The sequence below is a fragment of the Xanthomonas albilineans genome (assembly GCF_002939705.1).
In the GTDB taxonomy this organism is placed as follows: Bacteria; Pseudomonadota; Gammaproteobacteria; order Xanthomonadales; family Xanthomonadaceae; genus Xanthomonas_A; species Xanthomonas_A albilineans.
In genome coordinates this window covers 36,998-63,746 of record NZ_MDCB01000011.1, presented here as the reverse complement: position 1 = coordinate 63,746, position 26,749 = coordinate 36,998, and the positions used below count along the sequence as shown (strand labels likewise).

The 26,749-nt window shown below is 63.1% G+C and carries 23 protein-coding genes; 15 read left to right on the top strand and 8 right to left on the bottom strand.

What is annotated here, in order from left to right; translation table 11 throughout:
- Positions 1-22 precede the first annotated feature (22 nt).
- On the top strand, positions 23-1,435 hold the full coding sequence (locus tag XalbCFBP2523_RS10955; RefSeq protein ID WP_230595874.1) for a WS/DGAT/MGAT family O-acyltransferase: 1,413 nt from the start codon (positions 23-25) through the stop codon (positions 1,433-1,435).
- A 95-nt stretch (positions 1,436-1,530) separates the two neighbouring features.
- The gene (locus XalbCFBP2523_RS10950) at positions 1,531-2,226 is read left to right on the top strand and encodes a YiaD family glycine zipper/OmpA-like lipoprotein (protein WP_012915660.1); all 696 of its coding nucleotides are present in this window, start codon (positions 1,531-1,533) and stop codon (positions 2,224-2,226) included.
- A gap of 82 nt (positions 2,227-2,308) precedes the next feature.
- Here XalbCFBP2523_RS10950 and XalbCFBP2523_RS10945 read toward each other — a convergent pair whose 3' ends face one another.
- From XalbCFBP2523_RS10945 to parE, 5 genes are all read right to left on the bottom strand, one after another.
- Complete coding sequence (locus XalbCFBP2523_RS10945; protein ID WP_045765556.1) at positions 2,309-3,298, bottom strand: GGDEF domain-containing protein; 990 nt, start codon at positions 3,296-3,298, stop codon at positions 2,309-2,311.
- Between the two features lie 531 nt (positions 3,299-3,829).
- Positions 3,830-5,293, bottom strand: coding sequence for a S10 family peptidase (locus tag XalbCFBP2523_RS10940; RefSeq protein WP_104629957.1), 1,464 nt, complete (start codon positions 5,291-5,293; stop codon positions 3,830-3,832).
- A 267-nt stretch (positions 5,294-5,560) separates the two neighbouring features.
- Entirely contained in the window at positions 5,561-6,898 is a 1,338-nt protein-coding gene (locus tag XalbCFBP2523_RS10930; protein WP_045765558.1) for a glycosyltransferase, read from the bottom strand.
- Positions 6,891-10,895 (bottom strand): non-ribosomal peptide synthetase, encoded by a 4,005-nt coding sequence (locus XalbCFBP2523_RS10925; RefSeq protein ID WP_045765559.1) that lies wholly within the window; start codon positions 10,893-10,895, stop codon positions 6,891-6,893. The genes XalbCFBP2523_RS10930 and XalbCFBP2523_RS10925 overlap by 8 nt, the downstream gene beginning before the upstream one ends.
- Positions 10,896-12,133: 1,238 nt before the next feature.
- On the bottom strand, positions 12,134-14,023 hold the full coding sequence (gene parE, locus XalbCFBP2523_RS10920) for a DNA topoisomerase IV subunit B (protein WP_045765560.1): 1,890 nt from the start codon (positions 14,021-14,023) through the stop codon (positions 12,134-12,136).
- Positions 14,024-14,191: 168 nt separating this feature from the next.
- On the opposite strand from parE, the gene XalbCFBP2523_RS10915 reads away from it, so the two are divergent.
- The 8 genes from XalbCFBP2523_RS10915 (at position 14,192) to truD (ending at position 21,444) form a co-directional block, all read left to right on the top strand.
- Positions 14,192-14,446, top strand: coding sequence for a hypothetical protein (locus XalbCFBP2523_RS10915; protein WP_012915667.1), 255 nt, complete (start codon positions 14,192-14,194; stop codon positions 14,444-14,446).
- Between the two features lie 136 nt (positions 14,447-14,582).
- On the top strand, positions 14,583-16,247 hold the full coding sequence (pyrG, locus tag XalbCFBP2523_RS10910) for a CTP synthase (RefSeq protein WP_012915668.1): 1,665 nt from the start codon (positions 14,583-14,585) through the stop codon (positions 16,245-16,247).
- Between the two features lie 212 nt (positions 16,248-16,459).
- Positions 16,460-17,296, top strand: coding sequence for a 3-deoxy-8-phosphooctulonate synthase (kdsA, locus tag XalbCFBP2523_RS10905; RefSeq protein ID WP_045765561.1), 837 nt, complete (start codon positions 16,460-16,462; stop codon positions 17,294-17,296).
- A gap of 158 nt (positions 17,297-17,454) precedes the next feature.
- Complete coding sequence (gene eno / locus XalbCFBP2523_RS10900; RefSeq protein ID WP_045765562.1) at positions 17,455-18,747, top strand: phosphopyruvate hydratase; 1,293 nt, start codon at positions 17,455-17,457, stop codon at positions 18,745-18,747.
- 2 nt (positions 18,748-18,749) lie between these two features.
- Positions 18,750-19,103, top strand: coding sequence for a cell division protein FtsB (ftsB, locus tag XalbCFBP2523_RS10895; RefSeq protein WP_045765563.1), 354 nt, complete (start codon positions 18,750-18,752; stop codon positions 19,101-19,103).
- A complete protein-coding gene (gene ispD / locus XalbCFBP2523_RS10890; protein ID WP_196296900.1) occupies positions 19,100-19,804 on the top strand; it encodes a 2-C-methyl-D-erythritol 4-phosphate cytidylyltransferase in 705 nt (234 codons plus the stop codon). Before ftsB ends, ispD begins: the two co-directional genes overlap by 4 nt.
- Positions 19,805-19,891: 87 nt before the next feature.
- Entirely contained in the window at positions 19,892-20,383 is a 492-nt protein-coding gene (gene ispF / locus XalbCFBP2523_RS10885) for a 2-C-methyl-D-erythritol 2,4-cyclodiphosphate synthase (protein WP_407070974.1), read from the top strand.
- On the top strand, positions 20,380-21,444 hold the full coding sequence (gene truD, locus XalbCFBP2523_RS10880; RefSeq protein ID WP_080928069.1) for a tRNA pseudouridine(13) synthase TruD: 1,065 nt from the start codon (positions 20,380-20,382) through the stop codon (positions 21,442-21,444). The genes ispF and truD overlap by 4 nt, the downstream gene beginning before the upstream one ends.
- A 10-nt stretch (positions 21,445-21,454) precedes the next feature.
- On the opposite strand, the gene XalbCFBP2523_RS10875 is transcribed toward truD, so the two are convergent.
- Positions 21,455-21,988, bottom strand: a complete 534-nt coding sequence (locus tag XalbCFBP2523_RS10875; protein WP_045766681.1) for a Smr/MutS family protein — start codon at positions 21,986-21,988, stop codon at positions 21,455-21,457.
- Between the two features lie 226 nt (positions 21,989-22,214).
- On the opposite strand from XalbCFBP2523_RS10875, the gene surE reads away from it, so the two are divergent.
- From surE to XalbCFBP2523_RS10855, 4 genes are read left to right on the top strand one after another with little or no spacing between them, the layout of a single operon-like run.
- Positions 22,215-22,994, top strand: coding sequence for a 5'/3'-nucleotidase SurE (gene surE, locus XalbCFBP2523_RS10870; RefSeq protein ID WP_045765566.1), 780 nt, complete (start codon positions 22,215-22,217; stop codon positions 22,992-22,994).
- Positions 22,991-23,668 carry a protein-L-isoaspartate(D-aspartate) O-methyltransferase gene (locus XalbCFBP2523_RS10865; protein ID WP_012915677.1) on the top strand — a complete coding sequence of 226 codons (678 nt, stop codon included), beginning with the start codon at positions 22,991-22,993 and terminating at the stop codon, positions 23,666-23,668. Before surE ends, XalbCFBP2523_RS10865 begins: the two co-directional genes overlap by 4 nt.
- Positions 23,669-23,687: 19 nt before the next feature.
- Positions 23,688-24,302 (top strand): YqaA family protein, encoded by a 615-nt coding sequence (locus XalbCFBP2523_RS10860; RefSeq protein ID WP_012915678.1) that lies wholly within the window; start codon positions 23,688-23,690, stop codon positions 24,300-24,302.
- Positions 24,281-25,102 carry a peptidoglycan DD-metalloendopeptidase family protein gene (locus XalbCFBP2523_RS10855; protein ID WP_045765567.1) on the top strand — a complete coding sequence of 274 codons (822 nt, stop codon included), beginning with the start codon at positions 24,281-24,283 and terminating at the stop codon, positions 25,100-25,102. Before XalbCFBP2523_RS10860 ends, XalbCFBP2523_RS10855 begins: the two co-directional genes overlap by 22 nt.
- 232 nt (positions 25,103-25,334) lie before the next feature.
- Here the strand turns inward: XalbCFBP2523_RS10855 and XalbCFBP2523_RS10850 are convergent, their stop codons facing one another.
- Both XalbCFBP2523_RS10850 and yhbY read right to left on the bottom strand, forming a co-directional pair.
- Positions 25,335-25,709 carry an Mth938-like domain-containing protein gene (locus XalbCFBP2523_RS10850; RefSeq protein ID WP_045765568.1) on the bottom strand — a complete coding sequence of 125 codons (375 nt, stop codon included), beginning with the start codon at positions 25,707-25,709 and terminating at the stop codon, positions 25,335-25,337.
- Between the two features lie 18 nt (positions 25,710-25,727).
- Positions 25,728-26,033 (bottom strand): ribosome assembly RNA-binding protein YhbY, encoded by a 306-nt coding sequence (yhbY, locus tag XalbCFBP2523_RS10845; protein WP_012915681.1) that lies wholly within the window; start codon positions 26,031-26,033, stop codon positions 25,728-25,730.
- 66 nt (positions 26,034-26,099) lie between these two features.
- Between yhbY and rlmE the strand changes: the two genes are divergently transcribed.
- Entirely contained in the window at positions 26,100-26,732 is a 633-nt protein-coding gene (gene rlmE, locus XalbCFBP2523_RS10840) for a 23S rRNA (uridine(2552)-2'-O)-methyltransferase RlmE (protein ID WP_045756790.1), read from the top strand.
- Positions 26,733-26,749 lie beyond the last annotated feature (17 nt).

Here is a 26,749-nt window from a genome sequence, read left to right as displayed (position 1 = left end):
CCGTAATTCGCAGCGCGAACCGATGTCCCGCGTGGATACCGCCTGGTTGCGGATGGACCGGCCGACCAATCCGATGATGATCACCGGCGTGCTGATGTTGGACGAGCCATTGACGTTAGAGCGGCTCAAACAATTGGTGCGCAAACGTTTCCTGGCGTTTCCACGTTTTCTGCAAAAGCCGGTGGAGGCCGCCACCGGGGCCTATTGGCAACGCGACGACGATTTCGACTTGGATTGGCACGTGCGTCTGTCGGCATTGCCTGGGCGTGGGCAGAAGAAAGCGCTGGAGCGGTTTGCCGGGCAGATGGCGTCTACGTCCTTGGACAAAACCAAGCCGCTGTGGCAATTCCATTTGATCGAGCGCTACGAGGGCGGTTCGGCTTTGGTGGTGCGTATCCACCACAGCTATGCCGACGGTATCGCTCTGGTGCAGGTGCTGTTGTCGCTGACTGATACGCAACGCGTGCCGGAGCCGTCGGCACAACTTGGCCGCGCCTGGCTGAAAGACGATGGCAAGGAGGTGGTGCGCCGGGTCGGTGCGATGGATCGTTATCTCAAGCTGGGCGGGCGCATGCTCGATAAAGGTCGGGCAATGGCGCAGGATCCTAACCTGCCGACCATACTGGCGCGCGAAGGCGGGCTGATCGGCCGCGAACTGGTCAACGCGCTGCTGTTGTCCGACGATCCGCCCACGCTGCTGCGCGGTCGTCTAGGCGTCAGCAAGCGTGTGGCCTGGGCCGCGCCGCTGGACTTGAGCGAAGTGAAGGCAGTTGGCCGCGCTTGCGATTGCACGGTCAACGATGTGCTGATGGCGACCATGGCCGGTGCGTTGCGCGACTACATGCTCGAACGCGGCGAACGCCTGGAGGGAGTGACCCTGCGCGCCACGGTGCCGGTCAATCTGCGTCCGCTTGAACACGCGCGCAAGCTCGGTAACCACTTCGGTCTGGTGTTCCTGGATTTGCCGGTGGGCGAAGCCAATCCGGTGCGGCGGCTGCAGTGTGTCGCCGCGTCGATGCAACAACTCAAGCAGTCGCGTCAGGCGATGGTGGTGTTCGGGTTGTTGGCTGCGGTGGGGATGGCGCCGGCGGCGTTGCAGTCGGCGGCGCTGGATTTGTTCAGCCGCAAAGCGACCACGGTGGCAACCAACGTGCCGGGGCCACAGCAACCGCTGTATCTGGCGGGGAGTGGGGTGCGCGAGATGATGTTCTGGGTGCCGCAGACCGGCTCGATCGGCGTTGGCGTGTCGATCATGAGCTACAACCATCGCGTGCATTTCGGCCTGATCGGCGATGCGCGGCTGATTCCCGATCCGGATGCGGTGATGCGGCGTGTGGCGGCCGAGTTCGAGAAACTGCTGTACCTGGCGCTGATGGGGGACTGGGAGTATCCGTTGCGTGCAGTGGATGCGGAAGGCTTGTTGTCGCTTCCCTGAACCGTGCGCATGCCGCGCATGTCCAAGTTTATCCGCATCGCGCACAGGACTGTTTAAGCTGACCGCCCCTCCATCCATTTTCGGTAGAGATCACGATGAAAGCGATCGCCCTTTCAAGTCTGTCTGTTGCACTGATCGGTGCGCTGTTGCTATCGGCCTGCGCCACCGGCGGATCGTATGTACAACGCGATCAAAACGGTCAGCCCACCGAGCAAGAGAATCGTACCGGGCGCGGTGCGTTGATCGGAACCGCAGTGGGAGTGGTCGCCGGTCTGCTCAGTGGCAGTAGTGCCACCGAACGTCGCCAGCACGCGATGATTGGCGCCGGTATCGGTGCGCTGAGCGGCGCGGCGATCGGTAATTATCAGGACCGCCAGGAGCGCGCGTTGCGCGAACGCACCGCTAACACCGGCATCGACGTGCGCCGCGATGGCGACAACATCACCTTGAACCTGCCCGACGGCATCACTTTCGATTTCAATCAGTCCACGCTCAAGCCGCAGTTTTATTCCGCGCTCAACGGCGTGGCGAAGACGTTGAGCGAGTACAATCAGACCATGATCGAAGTGGTCGGTCATACCGACAACATCGGCAGCGATGCGGTCAATCAACGTCTGTCCGAACAGCGTGCGTCCTCGGTGGCGGCCTACCTGACCGCGCAGGGCGTGCAGCCCGAGCGTATCCAGACGCTGGGTGCTGGCAAGAAGTATCCGATCGCCGACAACAGCACCGAGGCCGGGCGTGCGCAGAACCGTCGTGTGGAGATTCGTGTGGTGCCGCTGCGTTCCTGATCCAACTCTGGCGATACGGATTTGCTGTCAATGCCTGCGTCGGCCCGGCGACGATGCGCTCGTGCGGTGTTGAGCGCCGCGCTCAGTCCTGTGTTACGTCCTCGGCCACTACGTAGGTATCGCGGCCGTTGTTCTTGGCCTGATAGAGCGCGGCGTCCGCGCGCGAGAACCAGTCCTGCCATTGTTGTTCGTCGCACAGCATCGCCGCGCCCAAGGACACGGTGATGGCCCCGCTGGGGCTATGCAGGACGCTGCGCGTTGCCTCATACAGGCGCTTGGTGAACGCGGTCAGTTCGTGTATCGATTGCAGCCGGGTCACGATCACGAATTCTTCGCCGCCGAAGCGGAACACCTCGTCCGGCGCATGCACTTGCAGTCGCAGCAAGGCGGCGAGTTCGGTCAGGGTTCGGTCGCCTTCGGCGTGCCCGTGCAGGTCGTTGACCTTTTTGAAGTGATCGATGTCCAGCACGACCAGTCCGTGTCGCCGCACCGTCCGGCGCGGGTCGGTCACGCATTGTGACAGGCTGCGTTCCAGCATGCGTCGGTTTGGTAAAGCGGTCAGTGCGTCGTGCGAGGCCAGTTGTTCCAGTTGCACCCGGTCGTCTTCCAGGCGCAGCGACAGCATATAGCCCAGCCCGGTGATGAGGAGCGAAACCGTCAACAGCGAGAACATATGTTCCGGGCCGAGGAAAGTGCCTGGGATGATGAGCAGCAGCATCACGATCAGCGTGATGTTGCAGGCCAGTCCCACCGTGCGCCCGACCACGAAGAAGTTGCTCATCATCACCAAGTACAGCCATGGCACCGCCGCATGGTGAAGCACATGGCACACCAGGGCGCAACCCAGTAGCCAACTCAGCGATAGCAAGGGGCCCATGCGTCCGTCGCCATGGTGCAACGACAGCCAGGTTGCCAGCGCCGCCAGATTCGCCAATGCCAGGTTGGCGACCGCCGCCCAGGGTTGGTCCAGCGATGCCTGGTAGGCCCCGAACAGCAGGAACAGTGCCGAGGTGGACGGCCCGAGGATCTTGATGATGCCGAGCCGGAATTGCCGGCGCATGGACAGACTCATGGCGCCAGGCTCGCAGGGCCGTGCGGGCTTGGGTGGCATGGAGGGATGATGCGAGAAACGATAGGCATAGAGCGGTGCGGTTAGGCAAAAGCATCCGTATTTGGAAGGCAAGTTTCATGCCGGACTGCGCGTTGCGGAGCAGTTTCGCGCATTTCGTATCCGGACGGATAGGCTATTGTGTTGTTCAGTCCTATCGGCGGGCGACCATTGTCACAGTGCTGATGCGCGCAGCGGGGAGCGATGACTTCTTTCGCCTTTGGCCGCCGCCGCGTCGGGGCGCGCGTGGTCACTTCGATTACAGTCTTCGGCGTGGTGGGCGACATTATTTCGCAACGCCGTCAGGACGCCGTCGTAACAGTGCTGCGCGCATGCTTGGCCTACCAGCTGTGCGGCCCAAAGCGACGCTCAGGGCTGCTTCAAGGATGCAGGCATCCGCGGCTGGACCAATTCTTTAGCGCACCGGCCGGCCCGTAGGGCTGCCGGTGCGGATTTCATTTCGGCCCATCGTGCGGTACTTGCGGATCTTCGGGTTCAATTGGCCTTATACATCGCCATCACATCCTGCCTTAGCGCGCGCTGGCTATCGGCGCGGTTGTAGAACATGTGGCCGCCGGGGTAATTCTTGACCTGAACCCGGTTCGGGTCATTGCCCATCACCGGCATCTGGTCCACGATCAGCACCGAACCCATGAAGGGGCAGGAGAGGTCGTTCCAGCCGTGCACGATCAGCACGCGCAGTTTGGGATCGATCGCCACCATCTGTCGCAGTTCGGTCACTGAGCCTTTGTGTGGATCGTCGTTCCAATCCCACAGTGCGTTCAAGTCGTAATTCAGCGCATGGTAGCGCGCATCCACTTTCCAGCCGACTACACGGGTCACGAAGTCGACCATCGCGGTGGTGGTGGGAGCAATGATGCTGTCCAGTATTGGATCGTTGGAACGCTGCTCGGGTGCGTTAGGGAACGGGTCGAAGGCGGTGACGTTGGAATCGTAGCGGCTGCCGAGTTCGGCTTTGTCGCGGAACACCTCGCGCAGATAGGCTTGGGTTTCCAGGCGACCGCCTGCGCGGCGCACGAAAACCGGATCCAGTCCCGTCATTGCGGTCACCTGCTCGATCATGCGTGCGCTGCCCGCCGGGTCCGAACGTCCGCGCAGCAGCGCAGTGACGTAATCGCCGCGGGTGTATTCGATCACCTTGTGCATTGCCTCGGGCGTCAGGCGTCCTTCGCGCTCCAGATGCGCGGCTGTGATCGAGGGTAGGGTCAGCATCCACGGCAGCGGCGAGACGTCGCCGTTGTCGTCCATCGGGTTCAGATATGGCGAGACCAGCACCACGCCATTCATCCCCACCCCGAGCCGGGTCTGTAGATAATGGGTGATGCGTGGGCCGCGGAAGCCGCCATAGCTTTCGCCGACCAGGTACTTGCGCGATTGCAGGCGCTGGTTTTTCAGCAGCCAGTCGTAGATGGTGCGCGACAGATACTCGACGTCGGCCTTGGGGGTATAGAACTGTTTCTTGGCCTGTTCCTCGCCGATGCGGGAGCGACTGAAACCCGTGCCGACCGGATCGATGAACACCAGGTCGGTGAAATCCAGCCAGGTGCCAGGGTTGTCGTGCAGCTGGGCCGGTGCCGAGGTACTGTCGCCCTCGCTGCCGAAAGTGACCACCTTGGGGCCGATCGCGCCCAGATTCAGATAGACCGAGGCCGCTCCGGGGCCGCCGTTCAGCGCGAAGGTGACCGGTCGGTCCTTGCCGTCCATGGTGTAAGCGGTGTACACCACGTCGGCGATGATTTTGCCTTGGCTGTCTTTGATCGGGAGCGTGCCGACCTTGACCTTATAATGCAGTGTCTTGCCGTTCAACTGGGTGGTCTGGCTGGTTTGCGCATCGGCTGGCAGCGGCGCGGGCTTGTCCGCGTCGGCATGCTCGGCTGCATCGGACTTCTCATTGTTGTGCGCCGTCTCGGTGGCGAGCGCGGTGGAGAACGGCAACATGGCCAGCAATAGCGCGCTGGCGAGCAGGGGCGATGAGGGATTCGACACGCGCGGGCGCTCGGCAATGGGGAACGGCATCCTAGGCGCGATGGTGCCGCCAGTGAATGTGCATAAAGACACTGTCGGGATGAACATGGTCATCGAGCCAATGCATGGCGTGAGCGCACGCAGGCGCGTCGGGAGCTGTTTTGGCTTGCTTGCGTCGAACGGCGGGGTTCGGTACGCCGCCGAGCCCTGCCGCACGTCACCACACATCCGCGACCGGGGCTAAGGGAGTCGCGCGTCAAGCGCATGACGCGGCGCTGTGCGCACCGGATCGTCGCGCTGAAGTCGGGGCAAAACGCCCCAGCGCTCCAGCCAATCCACAGCCGTCGTTACCCCATCCTCGGCACGGATGCGTTGGCCCAGTTGCGCCGCTGCTCGCACCATCGCCGGTTGCGTTGTCTGGTTGATGGCGTCGGTCAGGGTCTGTGCTTGCATTTTTCTACGTACAATTGCCGGTGGTGCCACGCCCTGCCGCGCCAGGCAGTGTGCCCAAAATGGTTGGTCGAGGAAGAACGGAACCACCACCGAGGGCACGCCCGCCGCCGCCGCCGCACCGGTGGTGCCGGCACCACCGTGGTGCACAACCGCGGCCATGCGCGGAAACAGCCAACTGTGCGGTGCCTGTTGCAGCGGAAAGATCTGCGCATCCGCTTCCACGTGTGCCGTGTCCAGCGCACCCCAGCCGCCGGCAAGTATGGCGCGCCGGCCACTGCGTCGTACCGCTTCGATCACCGTCGCGGTCAATGCCTGTGGATCCCCGGTGACCATGCTACCAAAACCGATATAGACCGGTGCCGGACCAGCGTCGAGAAACGCCTGCAACGCCGTAGGTGGCTGCCATTGCGGTTCCTGTAGCATCCAATATCCGCAGATCTGTGCCGAATCCGGCCAGTCGGCGGGACGCGATACCACGTGCTGGCTGAAGCCATACACCACGCGGATCTGCGCCCACCGTCGCTGGAAGTAAGGCCCGTACCAAGGATAAGCAGGCAGCCCAAGCGCACGCACGCATTGATCGATGGTGGGCTTCACCATTATCCGCCACATCGCAAGGCGCAGCGCTTGATAGGCGGCAATATTCAAAGGCCCTGGCAGAGTGCGACTGGTCAACGACATCGGCGGCAAGTACCGGGAAGGCGTCAACGGCATCAAATGCGCGAACACCACCGGAATTGCAAAGGCTTCGCCAAGTAGCTTGGCCAGCAGGTTGGCATTGCCAACACCGATCAGCAGGTCTGCCCCATTGCACGCCAATTGCCCTTGCGTGGCCCAATCCTTGGCCCAACATGTCATGCGCTCGCGAAACATCCTGGCTACCGCCAGCATCTCCAGCCCGAGATCGCCCAGGTTCGGATTGTCGTTGAGGGTGGACTGAAAATCGCCGCTCAATTCGAAGAAGACAAAACCTGCCGCACGAATCTGCTCGGCGAAGTTGACACTGGTGGCGATACGCACGGTGTGGCCACGTTGTTGTAGTCCCTGGCCCAGCGCCAATAGTGGCTGGAGATCGCCACGCGTACCCAGGGTGAAGATGGTGACGGTTGAGCCGGACTCAGCCATGGGCCAGTATCTCGCTGACGGGGTGCGCTGTGATCACTGGCCTGCCTGCTGCATGCGTGCGTCGATGCAGGCGCGCATCCACGATCCGGGCGATCTGCGCTGCTGTCGCAGGCTGCAGCATCGATTGGTGGTCGCTGTGGATCGAATGCACGTCCAATTCACCAACGAAATCGCGCCAGCTATCGGGACGCTGATCCAGCATCGACGACAGGTCAAGCGCTGGCTTGATTTCCGCATCGAAGAACAGCACATCCACGTCCACGCATTGCGGCCGATAGTGGCTGGCCAGTGCTATTTGCTGATCTGCCAGCACGGCGATGCGGTTCAGCAACTGTGGGTCTTTCTTCAGAAATTGCTCCATCAACGGCAGCGACAGCAAGCCATAGTGTTCGCACACCAGCATCGATAGATCGGTCACATGCACTGGAGCCGGCTGGTCGGGAGATAGGCGGATCCCGAGGAATTCCATGGTGGCTTGTATCCTGGCCGCATCGTCGCCCAGCGCATTGATGTGCTGACGGTAAGGGTATGCATCAAGCATGACCAGCAGTTCCACCTCCTGGCCGTCGGCATGCAATTGAGCGGTCATTGCGTGGGCAATCAACCCGCCCAGCGACCAGCCCAGTAACCGATACGGTCCCTGTGGCTGGATGCCGCGGATGCGTCGCAAGTATTCGCTGGCGATTGTCTCGATGCTGTCCGGCAATGCCACGCCACTACGCAAGGCCGGTGCTTGCAATGCATAGACCGGATAACTTGGATCGAGTTGGCCGAGCAAGGCAAAATACGACCAACCCAGCCCGACCACCGGATGGATACAGAATAGCGGTGGATTGCTCTCATCGCCCTTGCGTAGCCGCAGCAAGGGGGCGAGCGGATCGCTGTGTACGTTGTCGTCACTGACGATCAGCGTCGCCAGCCCGGCCACGGTGGATGCCTGGAACAGGCTGCCCAGCGGTAGTTCGATCCCGAATTGGCTGGGAAACCGCGCCAGTAGTTCGGCTGCGGTCAACGAATTGCCGCCCAGTTCGAAGAAGTTGTCGTGGATGCCGACCCGCTCCACTTTCAGCATGCTCTGCCATAGCGCGACCAGGCGTTGTTCCAGTTCGTTGCGCGGCGCCACGTAGCGCTGTGCGCTGGTCTTTTCCGGTAGCGGCAGTGCCTTGCGGTCGAGCTTGCCGTTCGGAGTCAGCGGCAAGGTCGGCAAGGTTATGCAGGTGGAGGGCATCATGTGGTCCGGCAAACGCCCTTGCAACTGCTTGCGTAGCGCGTCCAGTGCCGGCAGCGTCGCACCGTCGGCCGCCACCAGATAGGCCACCAGGTGCATCGTGCCATTGCTATCGCGGTGGCCTAGGACAGCCGCTGAGGCAATCGCCGGATGGTGCAGCAAGGCCGCTTCCACTTCTCCCGGCTCCACCCGGTATCCGCGGATCTTCAATTGCGCATCGGCGCGGCCGATGAATTCCAGTACCCCATCCTCGCGCCAGCGTCCGAGGTCGCCGGTGCGGTACATGCGTCCGCCATCGGTGGCGAATGGATCGGGCATGAAGCGCGCGTCACTGAGTTCCTTCCGGTTGCGGTAGCCTCTTGCTACGCCGGCGCCGCCGATGTAGATCTCGCCGCTGACGCCGGTGGGCACCGGCTGCTGTTGGGCATCAAGGACATAGATGCGCGTGTTGTACACCGGTCGACCGATCGGCAGTGACCCTGATGCCACATCGTCCAGGGTCAGGGGCATCATGGTGGACCAGACCGTGGTTTCGGTGGGGCCGTACATTTGCGTCAACCGCTCGGCACGCTGCAGTAGTTGGGTCGCCAACGGAGCGTTGAGTGCTTCGCCGCCGATCAGCGCATGCACATGCTGCAACGGTAACTCCACGTTGGCGAGCAGCACTTGCCACATCGAGGGCGTTGCTTCTATCAAGGTGATACGTTCGCTGGCGATTAATCGGGACAGACCGATCGGGTCATGTTGCATATTATCTTCGGCCATGACTAAGCTTGCGCCGCAGATTAGCGGCAAATACAGCTCCAACGCAGCGATATCAAAATTGATCGTGGTTAGTGCCAGCACCCGGTCGCTCGTCTTCAATTGCAGTTCGTGCTGCATCGCGAACAAGAAGTTGGCCAAATTATGATGGCTGATTTCCACGCCCTTCGGGAGTCCGGTGGAGCCGGAGGTGTAAAGCACGTAAGCAGCGCCATCGGCCGAGGTACGCGGCGCGGTCAACGGCGTGATGTCGGTGGTCGCATGTGGGTCGAGCCAGATCAGGCCGGTTTGCGCATAGTGCGGCCAGTGCGTGGACTCGCACACCATGGCGGTCGCGCCGGATTCGCGTAGCATCGTCGCATTGCGCTCGGATGGTCCGGACAGATCCAGTGGCATATAGGTGGCGCCGCTCCACATTACCGCCAATAACACCACCAGCAACTGTTCGGTGCGTGGCAGGGCCACCGCGATGACATGACCAGCCGATATTCCTTCCTTGACCCATAGCGCGGCCAGTTGTGCGCTGCGCTGATGCAAGGTACGGTAATCCAGAATCCTGCCATCGTAGCGCACGGCCGCTGCATTGGGGGTGGCGGCGGCCTGCTGTGCGAACCAGTGCGGCAGGGTGCTCGGTTCGGGCAGTGGGGTATCGGTGCGGTTCCAGTCGTAGAGCAGGCGCGCGCGCTCCTGCTCACCCAGGATGTCCAGCTGGCCTAATGTCTGGCCGGGATCCTCCAGCACCGATTCGATCAGTTGCAGCAGGCGCCGACGGTGTTCGTCCAGCTCCTCTTGCGCATACAGCGCGGGATTGGCATCGAGATCGAAGTAAACGCCGCCATGATCGCCACGATCATAGAAGAAGATGGTCAGATTATGGGCCCCTCCATTGGATAAGTTATGCGGGATCGCCTTGACACCAGCGAAGTCCAATACGTAATCGAATGGCTCGATGTTCACTCCCAGCGCTGCCAGTTGCTGGTTAGTGTAGGCAAGGTCCAGGTCGCGATGGATATCTTCGCCGGAATATTGTTGATGCCGCAACGCTGATTTGACCACCGACGCCACCTGTGGAAACAGGGTATGGAACGGCACCTGTGGTGCCATCGCCAGGCGGATTGGCACCGCATTGGACATCATTCCCGGTATGTCGCGGTGCTGGCGACGGGTGCGTCCGGTCACCGGCATGTTCATGATGAGATCCTCGGCGCCGGTATTGCGATGGTAGAAGGTGGCGACCAAGGCGATCAGTACCTGCGGCAACGAGGCAGCATAGCGCGCGCCGAGTTCGTGCAGACGCGTTATCTGATCACTGGATAGATGCCCCCTGCTGCGTAGTAAGCCTCGGCATTGCGACATGCCGGGACGGCGCGACAGCGTCACTGGTGGCGACGGATTGGCCAGTGCTTGCATCCAGTATTCGCGGTCGCGTTGGTAGCGTTCCGACGCGCGGTAGGAGGCTTCCTGTTCGACCAGGTCACGCATGGTGCCAATGGGATTGGCAGGCGGTTCGATGCCGGCGACATAGCTGCTGTACAGCGTGGCCAGACGCTGCACGCTGATCGCGCTGTTGTAGCCATCGGTTATCAGATGGTGCCCGCCTTGCGCATATAGGTAGTGCGCGTCGTCCAGTCGGAAAAGCACGCACTGCCATAGCGGATCGCGCACTAAATCAAATGGCCGATCGAATTTCTGCATGATCCAATCCTGGGCTGCCTGCCATGGCGAAGCGGCGTCGCGCATATCCACATACGGAAAATCGCCTTGGTATTCGGCCGCAACGTATTGCCGCGGCAAGCCGTTTTCTTCGACAATGGAAGTCCGGCCATTTTCACATTCGCGTACAAGCTGTCGTACTGCCTGGAAAAATAGTTCGGGTTGGATTGGTCCTTGTAACTCCAGTGCCTCGATTAAATTCATCGGATAATAGGGGTGGATTTTTTGCCACACCCATAATGCACGCTGGTTGGTGGTCAAAGGCAGTGAATCGCTGGGGTAGGGGGAGTTCATGAAATATGCATCCTTGTTGGAGTCGCTTGCATAGCATCTCGGTCACAACCGAAATTGCTGCCCGGTAGGGGCGCGAATTGATGGGGATGATGGGTGTTTTTACTTATTTTTAATTAATTGCAGAGCCGCCATTTACATGATTTTGGGTAAGTCACAAGCTAGGCAAATCGGCGCGTTGACGCTGATTGCGCAACACGCCAATCGCACAGTTGAAGGTCAACGTTATCTCATCAAAGTGCATGTAACATGATGAAGATCATTGCGTTGATCGAGAGGCGCTGAGATATACAGCCATCACACATCGCCTCAGGAAAAAAGTCTGTTTCTTGGAGTGCGTGGCTGGTTTTCATGCATCAATGAGAGTTGTCTACCGAAGTCTAGGGCGGCAATCCAAATCTACATGTTGTGCGATGTAGGTGCGTTGATGGATGTGTGAGTTCGCGCACCTTTTTCATCCTTGTGCAAGATTCTGTCCGGCGGATAAGGAATGGTGAACTCTGGATGTTCCAAACTAACGTTGTCCCCTGGTCGGCGCATCTTGTGTTCGTTGGCGTGCGGTTTTCGTTGAACATCGCCTGGATGTTTTGCGGAGTTGTTCCTCGCGTCGGATTGACTTGTCGTTGATCGGATGCGTTCTGCATGACCAGTGTCCGCGATGCGGGCGTGGTATCGTCGTTTTCATGCATGCGTCAGCATGCGGCCGAGCTTGCGTATGAGCATTTGTAATGTGTGATGGTGTTGACTGCGTATACCGCCGTCTTGGGTCTGTGCGAAGCGCATGGGAACTAATTGAGCGACTGTCCCAATGGCCGCCTATAGGCAGATGGGCGCGCGGTACGTTCCACCTCACGGTGCTTTCAATACGCTTCGTTTCGCTGTCGTTTCCTTGACTGTGGCGATGTGGTGGGGCGCTTGAGCGCCTCGCCTCGCCTCGCGCGATACTGTCGTTGGTCTCTACAGTCCTTACCCTCCGTCTCGATGTCCATCCCAATGTGGCACGCGACGATGTCCGCGCTACGGTGGCGTCAGGATCCGTTCCTGCGTTGCGGCTTGTCGCACTTGGGCTTCCTGGAGCGTGCTGTTCCCTGCTGAAGTGCGATGCGTTGGTTGTCGCTGGTGCGCAGGTGGTGTTGCGTGGCGCCGCCCAGGCGGACTCTGCCTGTCTACACAAGATGCGCAACGTCGTTGCTGCGCGCTCCAGGCGACTTGGCATTCACTTCAGTGGTGCATCATGCGGCCTAGACATCCAGCGACGCCAGGTCGCCCTTGGTCTCCAGCCATTGCTTGCGGTCGCTGGCGCGTTTTTTGGCCAGCAGCATGTCCATCAACGCGCGGGTGTCGTCGCCTTCGTCCACGGTCAATTGCACCAGTCGGCGGGTGTCGGGGTGGATGGTGGATTCGCGCAACTGCTGGGGATTCATCTCGCCCAGGCCCTTGAAGCGGGTCACGCTGACTTGGCCCTTGATCTTCTCGCGCGCGATCTTTTCCAGCAGCGAGCGCTTTTCTTCCTCGTCCAGCGCGTAGAACACTTGCTTGCCTACGTCCACGCGGAACAGCGGCGGCATCGCCACGAAGACATGGCCGGCCTTGACCAGTGACGGGAAGTGACGCAGGAACAGTGCCGTCAGCAGCGTGGCGATGTGCAGACCATCGGAGTCGGCGTCGGCCAGAATCACCACCTTGCCATAGCGCAGACCATCGATCTCTTCCTTGCCCGGGTCGCAGCCGATGGCGATGGCCAGATTGTGCACTTCCTCGGAGGCCAGCACGCTACCGGAGGCCACTTCCCAGGTATTGAGGATCTTGCCGCGTAACGGCAGGATCGCTTGGAAGTCCTTGTCGCGCGCCTGTCTGGCGCTGCCGCCTGCGGAGTCGCCTTCCACCAGGAACAATTCGGTGCGCGAGAGGTCCTGGCTGATGCAGTCGGCCAACTTGCCCGGCAGCGCCGGGCCCTGGGTCACTTTTTTGCGGGTGATCTGCTTTTCGGTTTTCAGGCGTGCGCTGGCGCGGTCGATCGCGATCTGCGCGATGCGCGTGCCGGTCTCCACGTTCTGGTTCAGCCATAGGCTGAAGGCATCGTGCGCGGCGCCCTCGATGAAGCCGGCGGCCTGGCGCGAGGACAGGCGTTCCTTGGTTTGCCCGCTGAACTGCGGGTCGGTCATCTTCAGCGACAGCACGAAGGCGACGCGATCCCACACGTCTTCCGGCGCCAGCTTCACCCCGCGCGGTAGTAAGTTGCGGAAATCGCAGAATTCGCGCAGCGCATCGGTCAAGCCGCTGCGCAGGCCGTTGACGTGGGTGCCGTGCTGTGCGGTGGGAATCAGGTTGACGTAGCTCTCCTGCACCAGGTCGCCATCGACCACCCAGGCCGCCGCCCAGTCGACGATTTCGCGGTCCTTCTTGAGGCTGCCAACGAAGAGATCGGCCGGCAGTAGTTCGCGTTCGGCCAGTTCTCCGCGCAGGTAATCGCGCAGACCATCCTCGAAGTGCCAAGTGTCATGCTCGTCTGTCGCCTCGTCGTGCAGCTTGACGGTCAGGCCGGGGCATAGCACGGCCTTGGCGCGCAGCAGGTGGCGCAGCGCGCGCACGGCGAACTTGGGTGTGTCGAAGTAGTTGGGGTCGGGCCAGAAGCGCAAGCGCGTGCCGGTGTTCTTCTTGCCGACGCTGCCGACGATTTCCAGCTTGGAGGCCGCATGGCCGTCGGCGAAGGCCATGCGGTACTCGTTGCCCTCGCGCCGGATGAACAGTTGCACCTGCTTGGACAGGGCGTTGACCACGCTGACACCGACGCCATGCAGGCCGCCGCTGAAGGTGTAGTTGCGGTCGCTGAACTTGCCGCCGGCGTGCAGCCGGGTGAGGATCAGTTCGACACCGGAGATTTTTTCTTCCGGGTGGATGTCCACCGGCATGCCGCGGCCGTCGTCGGAGACTTCGCAACTGCCGTCCTTGTACAGCGTCACCTCGATGTGCCGGGCATGGCCGGCCAGCGCCTCGTCCACGGCGTTGTCGATGACCTCTTGCGCCAGATGATTGGGGCGTGAGGTGTCGGTGTACATGCCGGGCCGGCGTTTGACCGGGTCCAGACCAGAGAGAACTTCGATGTCGGCAGCGTTGTAGCGGGTGTTCATGCGTCTCAACAGGTGGCGCGAAGCAGAGTCGGAAGTGTGCGGGCTGCGGGGTTTTTTTGCACGTGGCCCGGTATTCAGGGCGGGTGTGGCGCTGTTGCGCTAGGCTGACCATGGCAAAAGCGCGACGGCATTCCCATCTCCGTCGCAGGTTTCAAGAGGAGTCCTGCCATGTACATTCGCAAGCTGTTGATCCTGTCAGCCCTCTTCGCCGCTGCGGTCGCCATGCCAGTGGCGATGGCCCAGGCGCAGAGCGCCGATCCGGCCGCCTCCGGTGCCGCCGCCTACGAGGCACAGGTCGCCAAGGAAAAGGCCCAGGCCGACGCCAAGGCCAAGCGGCGCGCCGCTGCGGCCGCCGAACACAACGTCGGTAAGGGCGCGGCGGCGCCAAAGAAAGAGGAAGAGGAAGAAGCGCGCAAGTCCTGATCGCGCATGGCATCGCGCGTGCCCGACGCCTCGGCTGCGGCCGGGGCGTCTGTTTTTGTGTGGCCGATGTCGCCGAAAGCGCTTGGGCAAATCCGCATCAGCCGTTAAACTATGGCTTTCCGGGAGGCCTAGAGCCATGACCCCCCTGATTTTCGTGACTGGCGGCGTAGTGTCCTCGCTTGGCAAGGGCATCGCGGCCGCCTCGCTTGCGTCCATTCTCGAAGCGCGTGGCCTGTCGGTCACGATGATGAAGCTGGACCCCTACATCAATGTGGATCCGGGCACGATGAGCCCGTTTCAGCACGGCGAGGTCTATGTCACCGACGATGGCGCCGAGACCGACCTGGATCTGGGCCATTACGAACGTTTCGTGCGCACCCGCCTGTCGCGCAAGAACTCGGTCACCACCGGGCGCATCTACGAGAACGTGATCCGCAAGGAGCGCCGTGGCGATTACCTCGGCGCCACCGTGCAGGTGATCCCGCATATCACCGATGAGATCCGTCGCTGCGTGGACGAGGCCACCGCCGGCTTCGATGTGGCGCTGGTGGAGATCGGTGGCACCGTCGGCGATATCGAGTCGTTGCCGTTCCTGGAGGCAATCCGTCAGGTGCGCACCGAACGCGGCGCCGAGAAGGCGATGTTCATCCATCTGACCCTGGTGCCGTATATCGCCGCTGCCGGTGAATTGAAGACCAAGCCGACCCAGCACTCGGTCAAGGAATTGCGTTCGATCGGTATCCAGCCGGACGTGTTGCTGTGCCGTTCCGAGCAGGCGATTCCGGATTCGGAGCGGCGCAAGATCGCGCTGTTCACCAATGTCTCCGAGCGCGCGGTGATCAGCGCTGCCGACATCGACGTGCTTTACGGCATGCCGCTGGAATTGCGTCGCCAGGGCCTGGACGAGATCGTCATCGAGCAGTTCAAGCTGCACAACAAGGTCGGCCCGGCCAACTTGTCGGAATGGGAGGCGGTGGTCGATGCCATCCAGCATCCGCTCGATGAGGTCACCATCGCTGTGGTCGGCAAGTACGTCGATCATCAAGACGCGTACAAGTCGGTCGGCGAGGCGCTCAAACATGGCGGTTTGCGCCAGCGCACCAAGGTCACCTTGAAGTGGCTGGAGGCGCAGGATCTGGAAGGTAGCGACATGGCCGCGTTAGCCGATGTCGATGGCATCCTGGTGCCTGGTGGCTTCGGCGACCGTGGCTTCGAAGGCAAGGTGATGACGTCGCGTTACGCGCGTCAACACGGTGTGCCGTACTTCGGCATTTGCTATGGCATGCAGGCGGCGGTGGTCGATTACGCGCGGCATGTTGCCGGCCTGGATGCGGCCAACAGCACCGAAAACGATCGCCAGTCGCCGTATCCGGTGATCGGTTTGATTACCGAATGGCGTACCGCCAGCGGCGACGTCGAGAAGCGCGACGAGAAGTCCGAACTCGGTGGCACCATGCGCCTGGGGTTGCAGGAACAACGGCTCAAGCCGGGCACCCTCGCGCGTGAACTGTATGGCAAGGATGTCGTGGCCGAGCGCCACCGCCACCGTTACGAGTTCAACAACCGTTACCGTACCCAGCTTGAGGACGCCGGCTTGGTGATCTCGGCCAAGTCCATGGACGACACCCTGGTGGAGATGGTCGAACTGCCGCGCGACACGCATCCCTGGTTCCTGGCCTGCCAGGCGCATCCGGAATTTTTGTCCACGCCGCGCGACGGCCATCCGCTGTTCATCGGATTCGTCCGTGCTGCGCGCGAGCGCAAGGCGGGTGGCAAGCTGTTGAAGGAAGCGCGTGCCTGAGTGTTCGTCGGCGCATGACTCCCTTTTCGCGGACAGTAAACGCCAGTTGCCGAGTGCGCGCACATGTGCCGTCTTGCGCCTTCGCCTTCACCGGGCTGCGCCCGCGTTTCCACGCCATCCCTTCTTCCGGCGGGAGGGGGGAGTGATTTCGCGGTGCTTCGCGCCCGCATCCCTCTCCCGTTGGGAGTAGGGTTCAACCGATAGGTGATCTGATGAAACTGTGTGGCTTCGATGTCGGTCTGGATCAGCCGTTGTTTCTGATCGCCGGCCCATGCGTGATCGAGTCGATGCAGCTGCAGCTCGACGTCGCCGGCAAGCTCAAGGAAATCACCGACAAGCTGGGCATCCATTTCGTGTTCAAGTCCAGCTTCGACAAGGCCAACCGCACTTCCGGTACCAGCTTCCGTGGCCCCGGCCTGGAGCAGGGGCTCAAGGTGCTGGAGGCGGTGAAGCGCCAGATCGGCGTGCCGGTGTTGACCGACGTACACGAATACACCCCGCTGCACGAAGTGGCGGCGGTGGTGGATGTGTTGCAGACCCCGGCGTTCCTGGTGCGGCAGACCGATTTCATCAAGAACGTGTGCGCCGCCGGCAAGCCGGTCAACATCAAGAAGGGCCAGTTCCTGTCGCCATGGGACATGAAGCCGGTGGTGGAAAAGGCCAAGTCCACCGGTAACGCGCAGATCATGGTCTGCGAGCGCGGTGCCAGCTTCGGTTACAACAACCTGGTCAGCGACATGCGCTCGCTCAGCGTGATGCGCGAGACCGGCTGTCCGGTGGTGTTCGATGCCACCCATTCGGTGCAGTTGCCTGGCGGGCAGGGCAGCAGTTCCGGCGGCCAGCGCGAGTTCGTGCCGGTGCTGGCGCGCGCGGCGGTCGCGGTGGGCGTGGCCGGCGTGTTCGCCGAGACCCATCCCGATCCGGCGAAGGCCCTGTCCGATGGCCCCAATGCCTGGCCGCTGGAGCGGATGGAAGGCTTGCTGGAAACCTTGCTGGCGCTGGATGCCATCGCCAAGCGCAGTGGCTTTCCCGAACACGACCTGGGCTGACCCGGTGCGCCGCACACTGGGCGCCTGCGCTGTCGAGCCTCGCCCCTGCATGGGTCACGTTGCAGCAACGCGTGACGTATTTGGCAAGCTGCGGCACTACGGCGATAATCCGATGGTTTGCCGCCTTCCCCCTTTATTCCTGGTAACCGACTGCACTTATGACCACTATCGCCAAGATCCACGCCCGCGAGATCCTCGACTCGCGCGGCAATCCCACGCTTGAAGCGGAGGTGACGCTGGCTGACGGCTCCCTGGGCCGCGCCGCAGTGCCCTCGGGCGCATCCACCGGCACCAAGGAAGCGGTCGAACTGCGCGATGGCGACAAGACCCGCTATTTGGGCAAGGGTGTGCGCAAGGCGGTGGAGAACGTCAATACGATCATCGCCAACGCACTGCAGGGCTTCGACGCGGCTGATCAGCAAGGCCTGGACCGGCGCCTGATCGATCTGGACGGCACCGAGAACAAGGGACGCCTGGGCGCCAATGCGCTGCTCGGGGTGTCGCTGGCCAATGCCCATGCGGTCGCCGCCTCACGCAAACAGGCGCTGTGGCAGTCGTTGTCCGTCGCTCACCCGGAAAACGTGGCGCTGCCGGTACCGATGATGAACATCATCAATGGCGGCGCGCATGCCGACAACAACGTCGACTTCCAGGAGTTCATGGTGCTGCCGGTCGGCGCCGGCTCCTTCTCCGAGGCGCTGCGCGCCGGCACCGAGATCTTCCACGCGCTGAAGTCGGTGCTGAAGGGTCATGGCCTGTCCACCGCGGTCGGCGACGAGGGCGGTTTCGCTCCGGATTTTCGCAGCAACGTCGAGGCGCTGGACACCATCCTCGAAGCCATCGGCAAGGCCGGCTACACCGCCGGCGACGATGTGCTGCTGGGCTTGGACGTGGCTTCCAGCGAGTTCTACGACAACGGTAAATACCACTTGGTGGGCGAGGGCAAGCGCCTGACCAGCGAGCAGTTCGTCGATTTCCTTGCCGACTGGGCCGCGCAGTATCCCATCGTCAGCATCGAAGACGGCCTGGCCGAGGACGACTGGGCTGGTTGGAAGTTGCTCACCGATCGCATCGGCGGCAAGGTGCAACTGGTCGGCGATGACTTGTTCGTGACCAACCCGAAGATCTTCAAGCAGGGGATCGCGTCCGGCACCGCCAACGCGATTCTGATCAAGGTCAATCAGATCGGTACGCTGACCGAGACGCTGGAAGCCATCGCCATGGCCGACAAGGCGGGCTATGCGGCCATCGTGTCGCACCGCTCCGGCGAGACCGAGGACACCACCATCGCCGACATCGCGGTGGCGACCACCGCTACCCAGATCAAGACCGGCTCGTTGTGCCGCAGTGACCGTGTTGCCAAATACAACCAGTTGTTGCGGATCGAGGAAGTGCTGGGGAGCGCGGCGCGCTATGCGGGGCGTCGCGCGTTCGTCTCGCTCAAGCGATAGTCGTGCGCAACTGGCGCTGGCTGTTGCTGGTGCTGGCGGGACTGCTGGCGTGGTTGCAGTACCGCTTCTGGTTCGGTCCGGGAAATTCCGGCGAGGTGCTGGTGCTCGAGAGTCAGGTCGAGCACCAGAAGCGCGATAACGAAGGATTGCAACAACGCAACGCCGCGCTCGCCGCCGAGGTCAAGGATCTCAAGGACGGCGAGGCGGCCATCGAGGAGCGCGCGCGCAGCGAACTGGGCATGATCAAACCTGGCGAGAAGTTCTACCGCGTGGTTGAGAACGCGCCGGTGCCCAATGCGCCGGACGCTGCCGCGCCCGCTTCGCCGGAGTCCCCGGCCCCAGGCGAGCAACCCTGATGGCGGCGGTCTGGGCGGTGGTGCCGGCGGCTGGTCGTAGCACTCGATTCGGGGGTGTCACACCCAAACAGTATCTGCAGGCGGGTGGGCGTCCTTTGCTCGCGCACGCGCTGGAGGCGCTGTTGGTGCATCCGGCGGTGGCGGGGGCGATGGTCGCGCTCGGCGTCGACGATGTGCAGTGGCCCGGCTGGACCGAAATGGCCGGCAAGCCGGTGCTGACCTGCCTCGGCGCGGGCAGTCGGGCCGGCTCGGTGCTGGCCGCGCTGCATGCCTTGCCGGAGACGGTCAAGCCGGACGATTTCGTGCTGGTGCACGACGCGGCGCGTCCCAATCTGGCGCTGGCCGATCTGGACCGCTTGCTGGAGACCGGGCGCGGGGATCCCGTCGGTGCGATTCTGGCCGCGCCGGTGCGCGACACGCTCAAGCGCGCTGGCGACGATGGTGGCATCGACGGGACCGAGCCGCGCGAGCGCCTGTGGCGCGCGCTGACCCCGCAATTGTTTCGTCGTTTGCAGTTGAGTCGTGCGCTGGAGCAGGCCGAAGCGACTGGGGTGGAGGTCACCGACGACGCGATGGCAATGGAATTGCTGGGGCTGCGGCCGCTTCTGATCGAGGGGGCGGAGGACAACTTCAAGATCACCACCCCGGCCGATCTGGCGCGCTTCGAATTCGCGCTGTTCCAGCGCGAAGGGCAACCGTGACCGGCCCGTTGTGCACGACCGGCGCTGCGCTCCGGTGCGGCGTGCGAACTTCTCTCTTTTCCGGACGACGTTTCCATCTCTATGTCGATGTCTGACTTGCCTCCCTTCCGTATCGGCCAGGGTTACGATGTCCATGCCTTCGGCGATGGCGACCACGTGATGCTGGGCGGCGTGCGCGTCCCCCACGCGCACGGCGTGCTGGCCCACAGTGACGGCGACGTGGTGATACATGCGTTGTGCGATGCCTTGCTCGGTGCATTGGCGCTGGGCGATATCGGCCAGCATTTCCCGCCTTCCGATCCGCGTTGGAAAGGTGCCGACAGCGCGCAGTTCCTAGTCCATTGCGACAGCCTGTTGCGCGAGCGCGGCTGGCGCCTGGGCAATGCCGACATCACCGTGGTCTGCGAGTTGCCGAAGGTCGGCCCGCATGCGCTGGCGATGCGCACGCGTCTGGCCGGCTTGCTCCAGGTCGAGGTGGATTGCGTCAGCGTCAAGGCCACCACCAGCGAAAAGCTCGGCTTCACCGGTCGCGGTGAAGGCATCGCGGCCCAGGCGGTGGTGCTGCTGGTGGCGCGGTGAGCGCATTGCCGCGCGCGTTCGGCGTGGCGTCGCTGCAGGCGCGCATGCGTTGTGCGGCGGAAGACTTTCAGGTTGACGAAATGCCCGCATTCGCGCCGAGCGGCGAGGGCGAGCACTTGCTGCTGCGCGTGCGCAAGCGCGGCATGAACACCGCGTTTGTCGTGCGCCGCCTGGCGCAGTGGGCCGGCGTGGCAGAGATGGCGATCGGCTATGCGGGCATGAAGGATCGTCATGCGGTCACCACCCAGCGTTTCTCGGTGCATTTGCCCAAACGCGTGGCTCCAGCACTGGAGACGTTGCACGATGCCGACCTGCAAGTGCTGGAAACGCACTGGCACAATCGCAAGTTGCCGCGTGGCGCGCTGGCCGGCAATGCCTTTATTTTGGTGTTACGCGAAGTGCGTGGCGCGCGCGCCGCGATCGATGCGCGGCTGGCGCAGATTGCCGCGCGCGGCATTCCCAACTGGTTCGGCGAGCAGCGCTTCGGCCGCGACGGTGGCAACGTCGCGGCCGCGCTGGCAATGTTCGGCGGGCGTCGGGTGCGTCGCGAGCAGCGTGCGCTGCTGCTGTCCGCGGCGCGTTCGGAATTGTTCAATCGGGTGCTGTCGGCGCGCGTGAGCGCTGGCAACTGGGATGGCCCGCTCGACGGCGAGGTGTGGATGCTCGATGGCAGTCGCAGCGTGTTCGGTCCGGAGCCATGGACCGAGGCGCTGGCCGCGCGGTTGCAGTGCTTCGATATCCATCCCTCGGCGCCACTGTGGGGAAGCGGCGCACTGCGCAGCGCCGATGCGGCGCAAGCACTGGAACTGGCGGCATTGGACGATACGCTTGCGCTGCGCCTACGCGAGGGGCTGGAACGTGAGGGATTGAAACAGGAACGGCGTGCGACTCGTTTACGTGTGGCCGATCTGCATTGGCGTTGGCTGGACGGGCACGATGATGTGCTGGAGTTACGCTTCGCACTGCCACCGGGCAGTTACGCCACGGCGCTGCTGCACGAACTGGGCGAGGTCGTCGACGCCGGCCAGACGCGCGACGACTCGCCCGCTGCATTGCCGTGACCGCGCGGTGTCAGCGCCGCGCCAGCAGCACCAGCAGCGCGCCGGTGCCGCCCTGGGCCGGTGGCGCGGAATGGAACGCCAACACGTCGTTGCGCTGGCGCAACAGGCGGTCCACCAGGTTCTTCAACAAAGGCGTGCTGCCCGATTGCAGACCCTTGCCATGCACGATGCGCACGCAACCCAATTCGTGCGCGTGCGCTTCGATCAGGAACTGGCGTAGCAGCGCCTCGGCTTGCGTGGTGGTGGCGCCGTGCAGGTCCAGCTCGTCCTGGACCGAGAACTGGCCCTTGCGCAGGCGTTGGAACAGCCGCGCCGGCAGATGCGCGCGGCGATAGCTGGCGATGTCGCCGGCCTCCAGCGGCGCACGTTCGCGCAGCAGCGTGTGGAACTCACTTTGCGCTTGGGCATCGTCGTGTTCGGCCATGCGCGCACGCGGTTTGGGCCGTGGCTTGGTATTGGCCGGCGGCGTCGCGTTGAGCGGCGTTACCGGCCCGATCGCCGCGCGGAACAAGGCGGTGGAGTCTTGGTCTTCGGGGTGCGACATGCGCACAGCTTAGAGTGTGTCGTGTAGGTTGAGGGGAAATGGCGCCGTCCGGGGGCAAGCTGGTGCGCCAACGCTAGCGCGAAGGTGGCGCTGGGGGGCCGCTAACGGGCATTATGTGCGACTTGCCGACGCATTCATTTCATCGAAACAAGGTGTTGGTACCAGCGTTGGTACGCTCAGGTTTCGTCTGTATGTGTTGCTTTAGAATCAATTAGTTAGAGGTGAAATGCGCGTTCTAGTCAGCAACGACGATGGCGTCGACGCTCCCGGCATCCGCATGCTGGCCGAGCATCTGCGCAGTGCCGGCCATCAGTTGACGGTGGTCGCGCCCGACCGCGATCGCTCCGGCGCGAGCAACTCGCTGACCCTGGATCTGCCGATCCGACTCAAGCGCATCGACCGCGACACGTACAGCGTTGCCGGGACGCCGACCGACTGCGTGCATCTGGCGCTGACCGGCATGCTCGACTTCGAGCCGGACATGGTGGTCTCCGGGATCAACAATGCGCCCAACCTCGGCGACGACGTGATCTATTCCGGGACGGTGTCGGCGGCGATGGAAGGCCGCTTTCTGGGTCTGCCCGCGGTGGCGGTGTCGCTGGCCGCGCGTAACCACGCACCGCAGCATTTTCAGACCGCCGCGCGGGCCGCCATTGAGATCGTGGCGCGACTGAAGGCCGATCCGCTACCGGCGGACACCATCCTCAACGTCAACGTGCCCGACCTGCCGTGGCAGGAAATCAAAGGGTTCGAGGTCACCCGGCTCGGCAATCGCCACCGTTCCGAAGCGTGCCTGCCGCAATCGGACCCGCGCGGTTGCACCGTGTATTGGATCGGCCCCGCCGGACGTGAGCAGGATGCTGGCCCGGGCACCGATTTCCATGCGGTGCGCACGGGCTTCATCTCGATCACCCCGATTCAGGTCGATCTCACTCGCTATCAGGCGCTGGAAACGCTCGCCGGTTGGGTTGGTGGCCTCAGCGCGGCGTTGGGTCAGCCGACATGACCCCACGGTTGCGTCTGCAATCGGAAGCGATCGGTATTGGCATGACCTCGCAGCGTGTGCGCGACCGTCTGGTCGCGCGTCTGCGCGAGTCGGGCATTGGCGACGAGCGCGTCCTCAACGCCTTGCGCACCGTGCCGCGGCATCTGTTCATCGATGAGGCGCTGGCGTCGCGGGCTTACGAGGACACCGCCTTGCCGATCGGTCACGGGCAGACCATTTCCCAGCCCTGGGTGGTCGCACGAATGACCGAGGCCGTGCTCCACGTCGCGCCGAAGAAGGTGCTGGAAGTCGGTACCGGCTCCGGCTATCAGGCGGCGGTTCTGGCCGCGCTGGGGCTGGAGGTGCATACGGTCGAGCGCATCGGCGACTTGCTGCGGCAGGCGCGCAAGCGTTTCCGCCAGCTCGGCATGAACGTGCGCAGCAAGCACGACGATGGCCGTATCGGTTGGCCCGAGCACGGCCCCTACGATGCGATCGTGGTCACCGCGGCGGCACCGGCGCTGGTGGATGCGCTGGTCGAGCAACTGGCTCCGCGTGGCTGCCTGGTGGCGCCGGTGGGTGAGGCATCAGCGCAGTCGCTGGTGCGCCTGCGCCGCGATGCCGAAGGCGTCATCGAACACGACGTGCTGGCGCCGGTGACCTTCGTCCCGTTGCTGTCTGGCATGCTGGATTGAACCGTCGGAGCCACGCTGCATGAAAATATTCGGGCCGCTGTACGAACGTGCCATCCTCTGGTCGCGGCATCGTCACGCACCGGTGCTGCTGACCGGGCTCAGCTTCGCCGAAGCCATCGTGTTTCCGGTGTTGCCGGAAGTCATGCTGGCGCCGATGTCGCTGGCGCAGCCGCGGCGTGCATTGTGGTTTGCCACGTTGAGTCTGATCGGTTCGATCGCCGGTGCCATGATCGGGTACCTGCTTGGTCACTTCGCGTTCGCCGCAGTGCAGCCGCTGATCGATTGGCTGGGATGGAGGCAGAAAATCGATGCGCAGGTCAGCCACTTGCGCGAGGTGATCGTCGCCTCGCCCTGGCAGGCGTTCTGGCTGTTGGTCCTGGCCGGCTTTATGCCCATTCCGCTGAAGATATTCACCTGGGCCTCAGGCATTGTCGGAGTGCCGCTGCTACCGTTTCTGGCGAGCATGCTGGTTGGGCGCGGCAAACGCGTCTATCTGTTGGCAGGCGCGATCCGTCTCGGCGGGCCGCGCGCGGAAGCTGCGTTGCGCCGCTGGATCGAGCCGCTGGGCTGGGGCGCGATGGCGATTCTGGTGCTTTTGTTCCTGTGCGTCCTATGGAGAGCGAAATACGGATGAGCGTTGATCGGATCGTGGGGAACGGCCTGCGCGGTGGTGCCGTGGTGCTGGTCGCTTTAGCGCTCGGTGCCTGCAGTAGCGCCACGGTGGTGCGGACTTCCTCCTCTGCTGAGACATCCGTGCGCTCCAGCGTCGCGACGCCACGCGTGTCCGCCGTCAAGCCCGGTGTGAGCGCGACCGTGCGCCACGGCGACACCCTGTACGCGATCGCCCGCGCCAACAACGTCACTCCGCAGGATCTGGCCGGCTGGAACCGATTGTCGCCGCCGTACACGATCTATCCTGGGCAGTCGTTGAAGCTGTATCCACCCGGGGCGACGATTGCGGCACAGCCCGGGAGTGCGTCGGTGGTATCGACGTCGACGGGAGCCACGGCCCCGGAGGCTCGGTCTGCGAGCGCGTCCCCGGTTGCGACCCCGGCGAGCAGCGCTTTCAATTGGCGCTGGCCGGCCGATGGTGCGATCGTCAGCCGTTTCGTCGGTGGCGAGGCGACCAGGCAGGGTGTGGATATCGCCGGCAGCAGCGGTCAACCGGTGCGGGCCGCCGCCGACGGCGTGGTGGTGTACTCCGGTGCCGGCCTGGTCGGCTATGGCGAGCTGATCATCGTCAAGCATAACGAGCAATGGCTGTCGGCCTACGGCCATAACCGCAAGCGTCTGGTCAACGAAGGCCAGAACGTGAAGGCCGGCCAACAGATCGCCGAAATGGGCCGTAGCGGCGCGGCGCGCGACATGCTGCACTTCGAGATTCGCTACAACGGCAAACCGGTGGACCCGCTGCTGTACTTGCCGCCCAGGTAGCTGCTGCTGTCTCGCGCTGCCTGCTCTCAGCCCAGTTCAAGCTATGCCGGCTGTGCTCGAACGGTGCAACCCAATGAGTCGCCGTGCGCTTGCGCCTCGATCAAACCCTATCGGTTTAGGCGCAAGTGTGTCGTGCTGGTCGCCAATGCGTCAGCCGCAAAGGGGGATCGCAGAGCAGCGTGGGACGCCGCCGCGCGCCGCCGGACGATGTCCTGGCGTGCAAGGTTTGCGCTCAGCCTTCGAGTAGGAAACCGACCGCCACGCGCCGACCCTCGGCGGCGAGGACGTTGTAGGTGCGAGCGGCGGCGGCGTTGCTCATCGCCTCGATGCCGATGCCGCGGGTGAGGAACAGGGCCATCACCGCCGCTGAGGGAAACACCTGGTGTTCGCCGGTGCCGAGAATGACCAGGGTCGGGTTCAATGCCAGCACAGGTTGCAGATGCCGCGGGTGCAATTCGCTTGCCGCCGGCGTATCCCAGTCCTCGACAAGGGTGTCCGGGGCCAAGATGAAGCTGCGGGTCAGCAGGCGTTCGTTCACCTTGGCCTGGTGGCCATCGGCCATGCGCAGGGCGTAGCTGTAATCGGGCAGCTCCTGGGTCAGTTGCATGACGTCACCGTGCTGCGGTCAGCCGCGCGGCAGCACGATCTGGCGGTCTTCCTTGGCCGGGCGGTACAGGATGGCGGTGTGGCCGATCCGCTGCACCAGTGCGCTGTGCGACTGCTCGATCAAGCTGCCGATGGCGCTGTCGCGGGTCTCGCGGTCGTCGCTGCCGACTTTCACCTTGACCAGTTCGTGACGTTCCAGAACCTCGTCCAGTTCCGCCAGGAACGCCGTGGTGACGCCTTTGCTACCGATCTGCAACAGGGGTTTGAGGTCGTGCGCCAGGCCGCGCAGGAAGCGGTTCTGGGACGGGGTCAGACGGATCGACATGCAAGTGGCAGCAGGGTTGGCAGGGGCGATCAGGGTATCATGGTCACCCTTTCCGTCCGCCCGTCCATGGCCACCCGCAGCAAAAGCAGCCAACGTTGGCTCCGCGAACATTTCGCCGACCCCTTCGTGAAGAAGGCCCAGGCCGAAGGCATGCGTTCGCGCGCTGCCTACAAGCTCGAAGAGCTCTTGCAACGCGACAGGCTACTGAAGCCGGACATGGTCGTGGTCGATCTTGGCGCAGCCCCCGGTGGCTGGTCGCAGCAGGTGCGCAAGTCGATGGGCGATCGCGGTCGAGTGCTGGCGCTGGACATCCTGGAGATGCCGCCGTTGGCCGGTGTGGAATTCCTTCATGGCGACTTCAGGGAGGAAGCCGTGCTATCGCAATTGGAGGCCATGCTGGGCGAGACTGCGGTGGACCTTGTGCTGTCGGATATGGCCCCAAATAAGAGTGGAATGGATGCGGTGGATCAGCCGCGCATGATGCATCTGGCGGAATTGGCGATGGCGTTCGCCGATAGCCACCTGAAACCGAACGGTGTGTTCCTGATCAAGCTGTTCCAGGGTGTCGGGTTCGATGACTACATTCGCGCGATGCGCCGCCGCTATGAGAAGGTGACCATCCGCAAACCGGCCGCGTCGCGCAAGCGCTCGCCGGAGGTTTATGCCCTGGGACAGGGTAAGCGCACCCAAATTAAGTAAGCTGAACACGCTATGTT

Coding starts and splice junctions, on each gene's coding strand:
- XalbCFBP2523_RS10955 (WP_230595874.1), top strand. CDS start 23: ATGTCCCGCGTGGATACCGCCTGGTTGCGGATGGACCGGCCGACCAAT.
- XalbCFBP2523_RS10950 (WP_012915660.1), top strand. CDS start 1,531: ATGAAAGCGATCGCCCTTTCAAGTCTGTCTGTTGCACTGATCGGTGCG.
- XalbCFBP2523_RS10945 (WP_045765556.1), bottom strand. CDS start 3,298: ATGAGTCTGTCCATGCGCCGGCAATTCCGGCTCGGCATCATCAAGATC.
- XalbCFBP2523_RS10940 (WP_104629957.1), bottom strand. CDS start 5,293: ATGTTGCCGTTCTCCACCGCGCTCGCCACCGAGACGGCGCACAACAAT.
- XalbCFBP2523_RS10930 (WP_045765558.1), bottom strand. CDS start 6,898: ATGGCTGAGTCCGGCTCAACCGTCACCATCTTCACCCTGGGTACGCGT.
- XalbCFBP2523_RS10925 (WP_045765559.1), bottom strand. CDS start 10,895: ATGAACTCCCCCTACCCCAGCGATTCACTGCCTTTGACCACCAACCAG.
- parE (WP_045765560.1), bottom strand. CDS start 14,023: ATGAACACCCGCTACAACGCTGCCGACATCGAAGTTCTCTCTGGTCTG.
- XalbCFBP2523_RS10915 (WP_012915667.1), top strand. CDS start 14,192: ATGTACATTCGCAAGCTGTTGATCCTGTCAGCCCTCTTCGCCGCTGCG.
- pyrG (WP_012915668.1), top strand. CDS start 14,583: ATGACCCCCCTGATTTTCGTGACTGGCGGCGTAGTGTCCTCGCTTGGC.
- kdsA (WP_045765561.1), top strand. CDS start 16,460: ATGAAACTGTGTGGCTTCGATGTCGGTCTGGATCAGCCGTTGTTTCTG.
- eno (WP_045765562.1), top strand. CDS start 17,455: ATGACCACTATCGCCAAGATCCACGCCCGCGAGATCCTCGACTCGCGC.
- ispF (WP_407070974.1), top strand. CDS start 19,892: ATGTCTGACTTGCCTCCCTTCCGTATCGGCCAGGGTTACGATGTCCAT.
- XalbCFBP2523_RS10875 (WP_045766681.1), bottom strand. CDS start 21,988: ATGTCGCACCCCGAAGACCAAGACTCCACCGCCTTGTTCCGCGCGGCG.
- surE (WP_045765566.1), top strand. CDS start 22,215: ATGCGCGTTCTAGTCAGCAACGACGATGGCGTCGACGCTCCCGGCATC.
- XalbCFBP2523_RS10865 (WP_012915677.1), top strand. CDS start 22,991: ATGACCCCACGGTTGCGTCTGCAATCGGAAGCGATCGGTATTGGCATG.
- XalbCFBP2523_RS10860 (WP_012915678.1), top strand. CDS start 23,688: ATGAAAATATTCGGGCCGCTGTACGAACGTGCCATCCTCTGGTCGCGG.
- XalbCFBP2523_RS10855 (WP_045765567.1), top strand. CDS start 24,281: ATGGAGAGCGAAATACGGATGAGCGTTGATCGGATCGTGGGGAACGGC.
- XalbCFBP2523_RS10850 (WP_045765568.1), bottom strand. CDS start 25,709: ATGCAACTGACCCAGGAGCTGCCCGATTACAGCTACGCCCTGCGCATG.
- yhbY (WP_012915681.1), bottom strand. CDS start 26,033: ATGTCGATCCGTCTGACCCCGTCCCAGAACCGCTTCCTGCGCGGCCTG.
- rlmE (WP_045756790.1), top strand. CDS start 26,100: ATGGCCACCCGCAGCAAAAGCAGCCAACGTTGGCTCCGCGAACATTTC.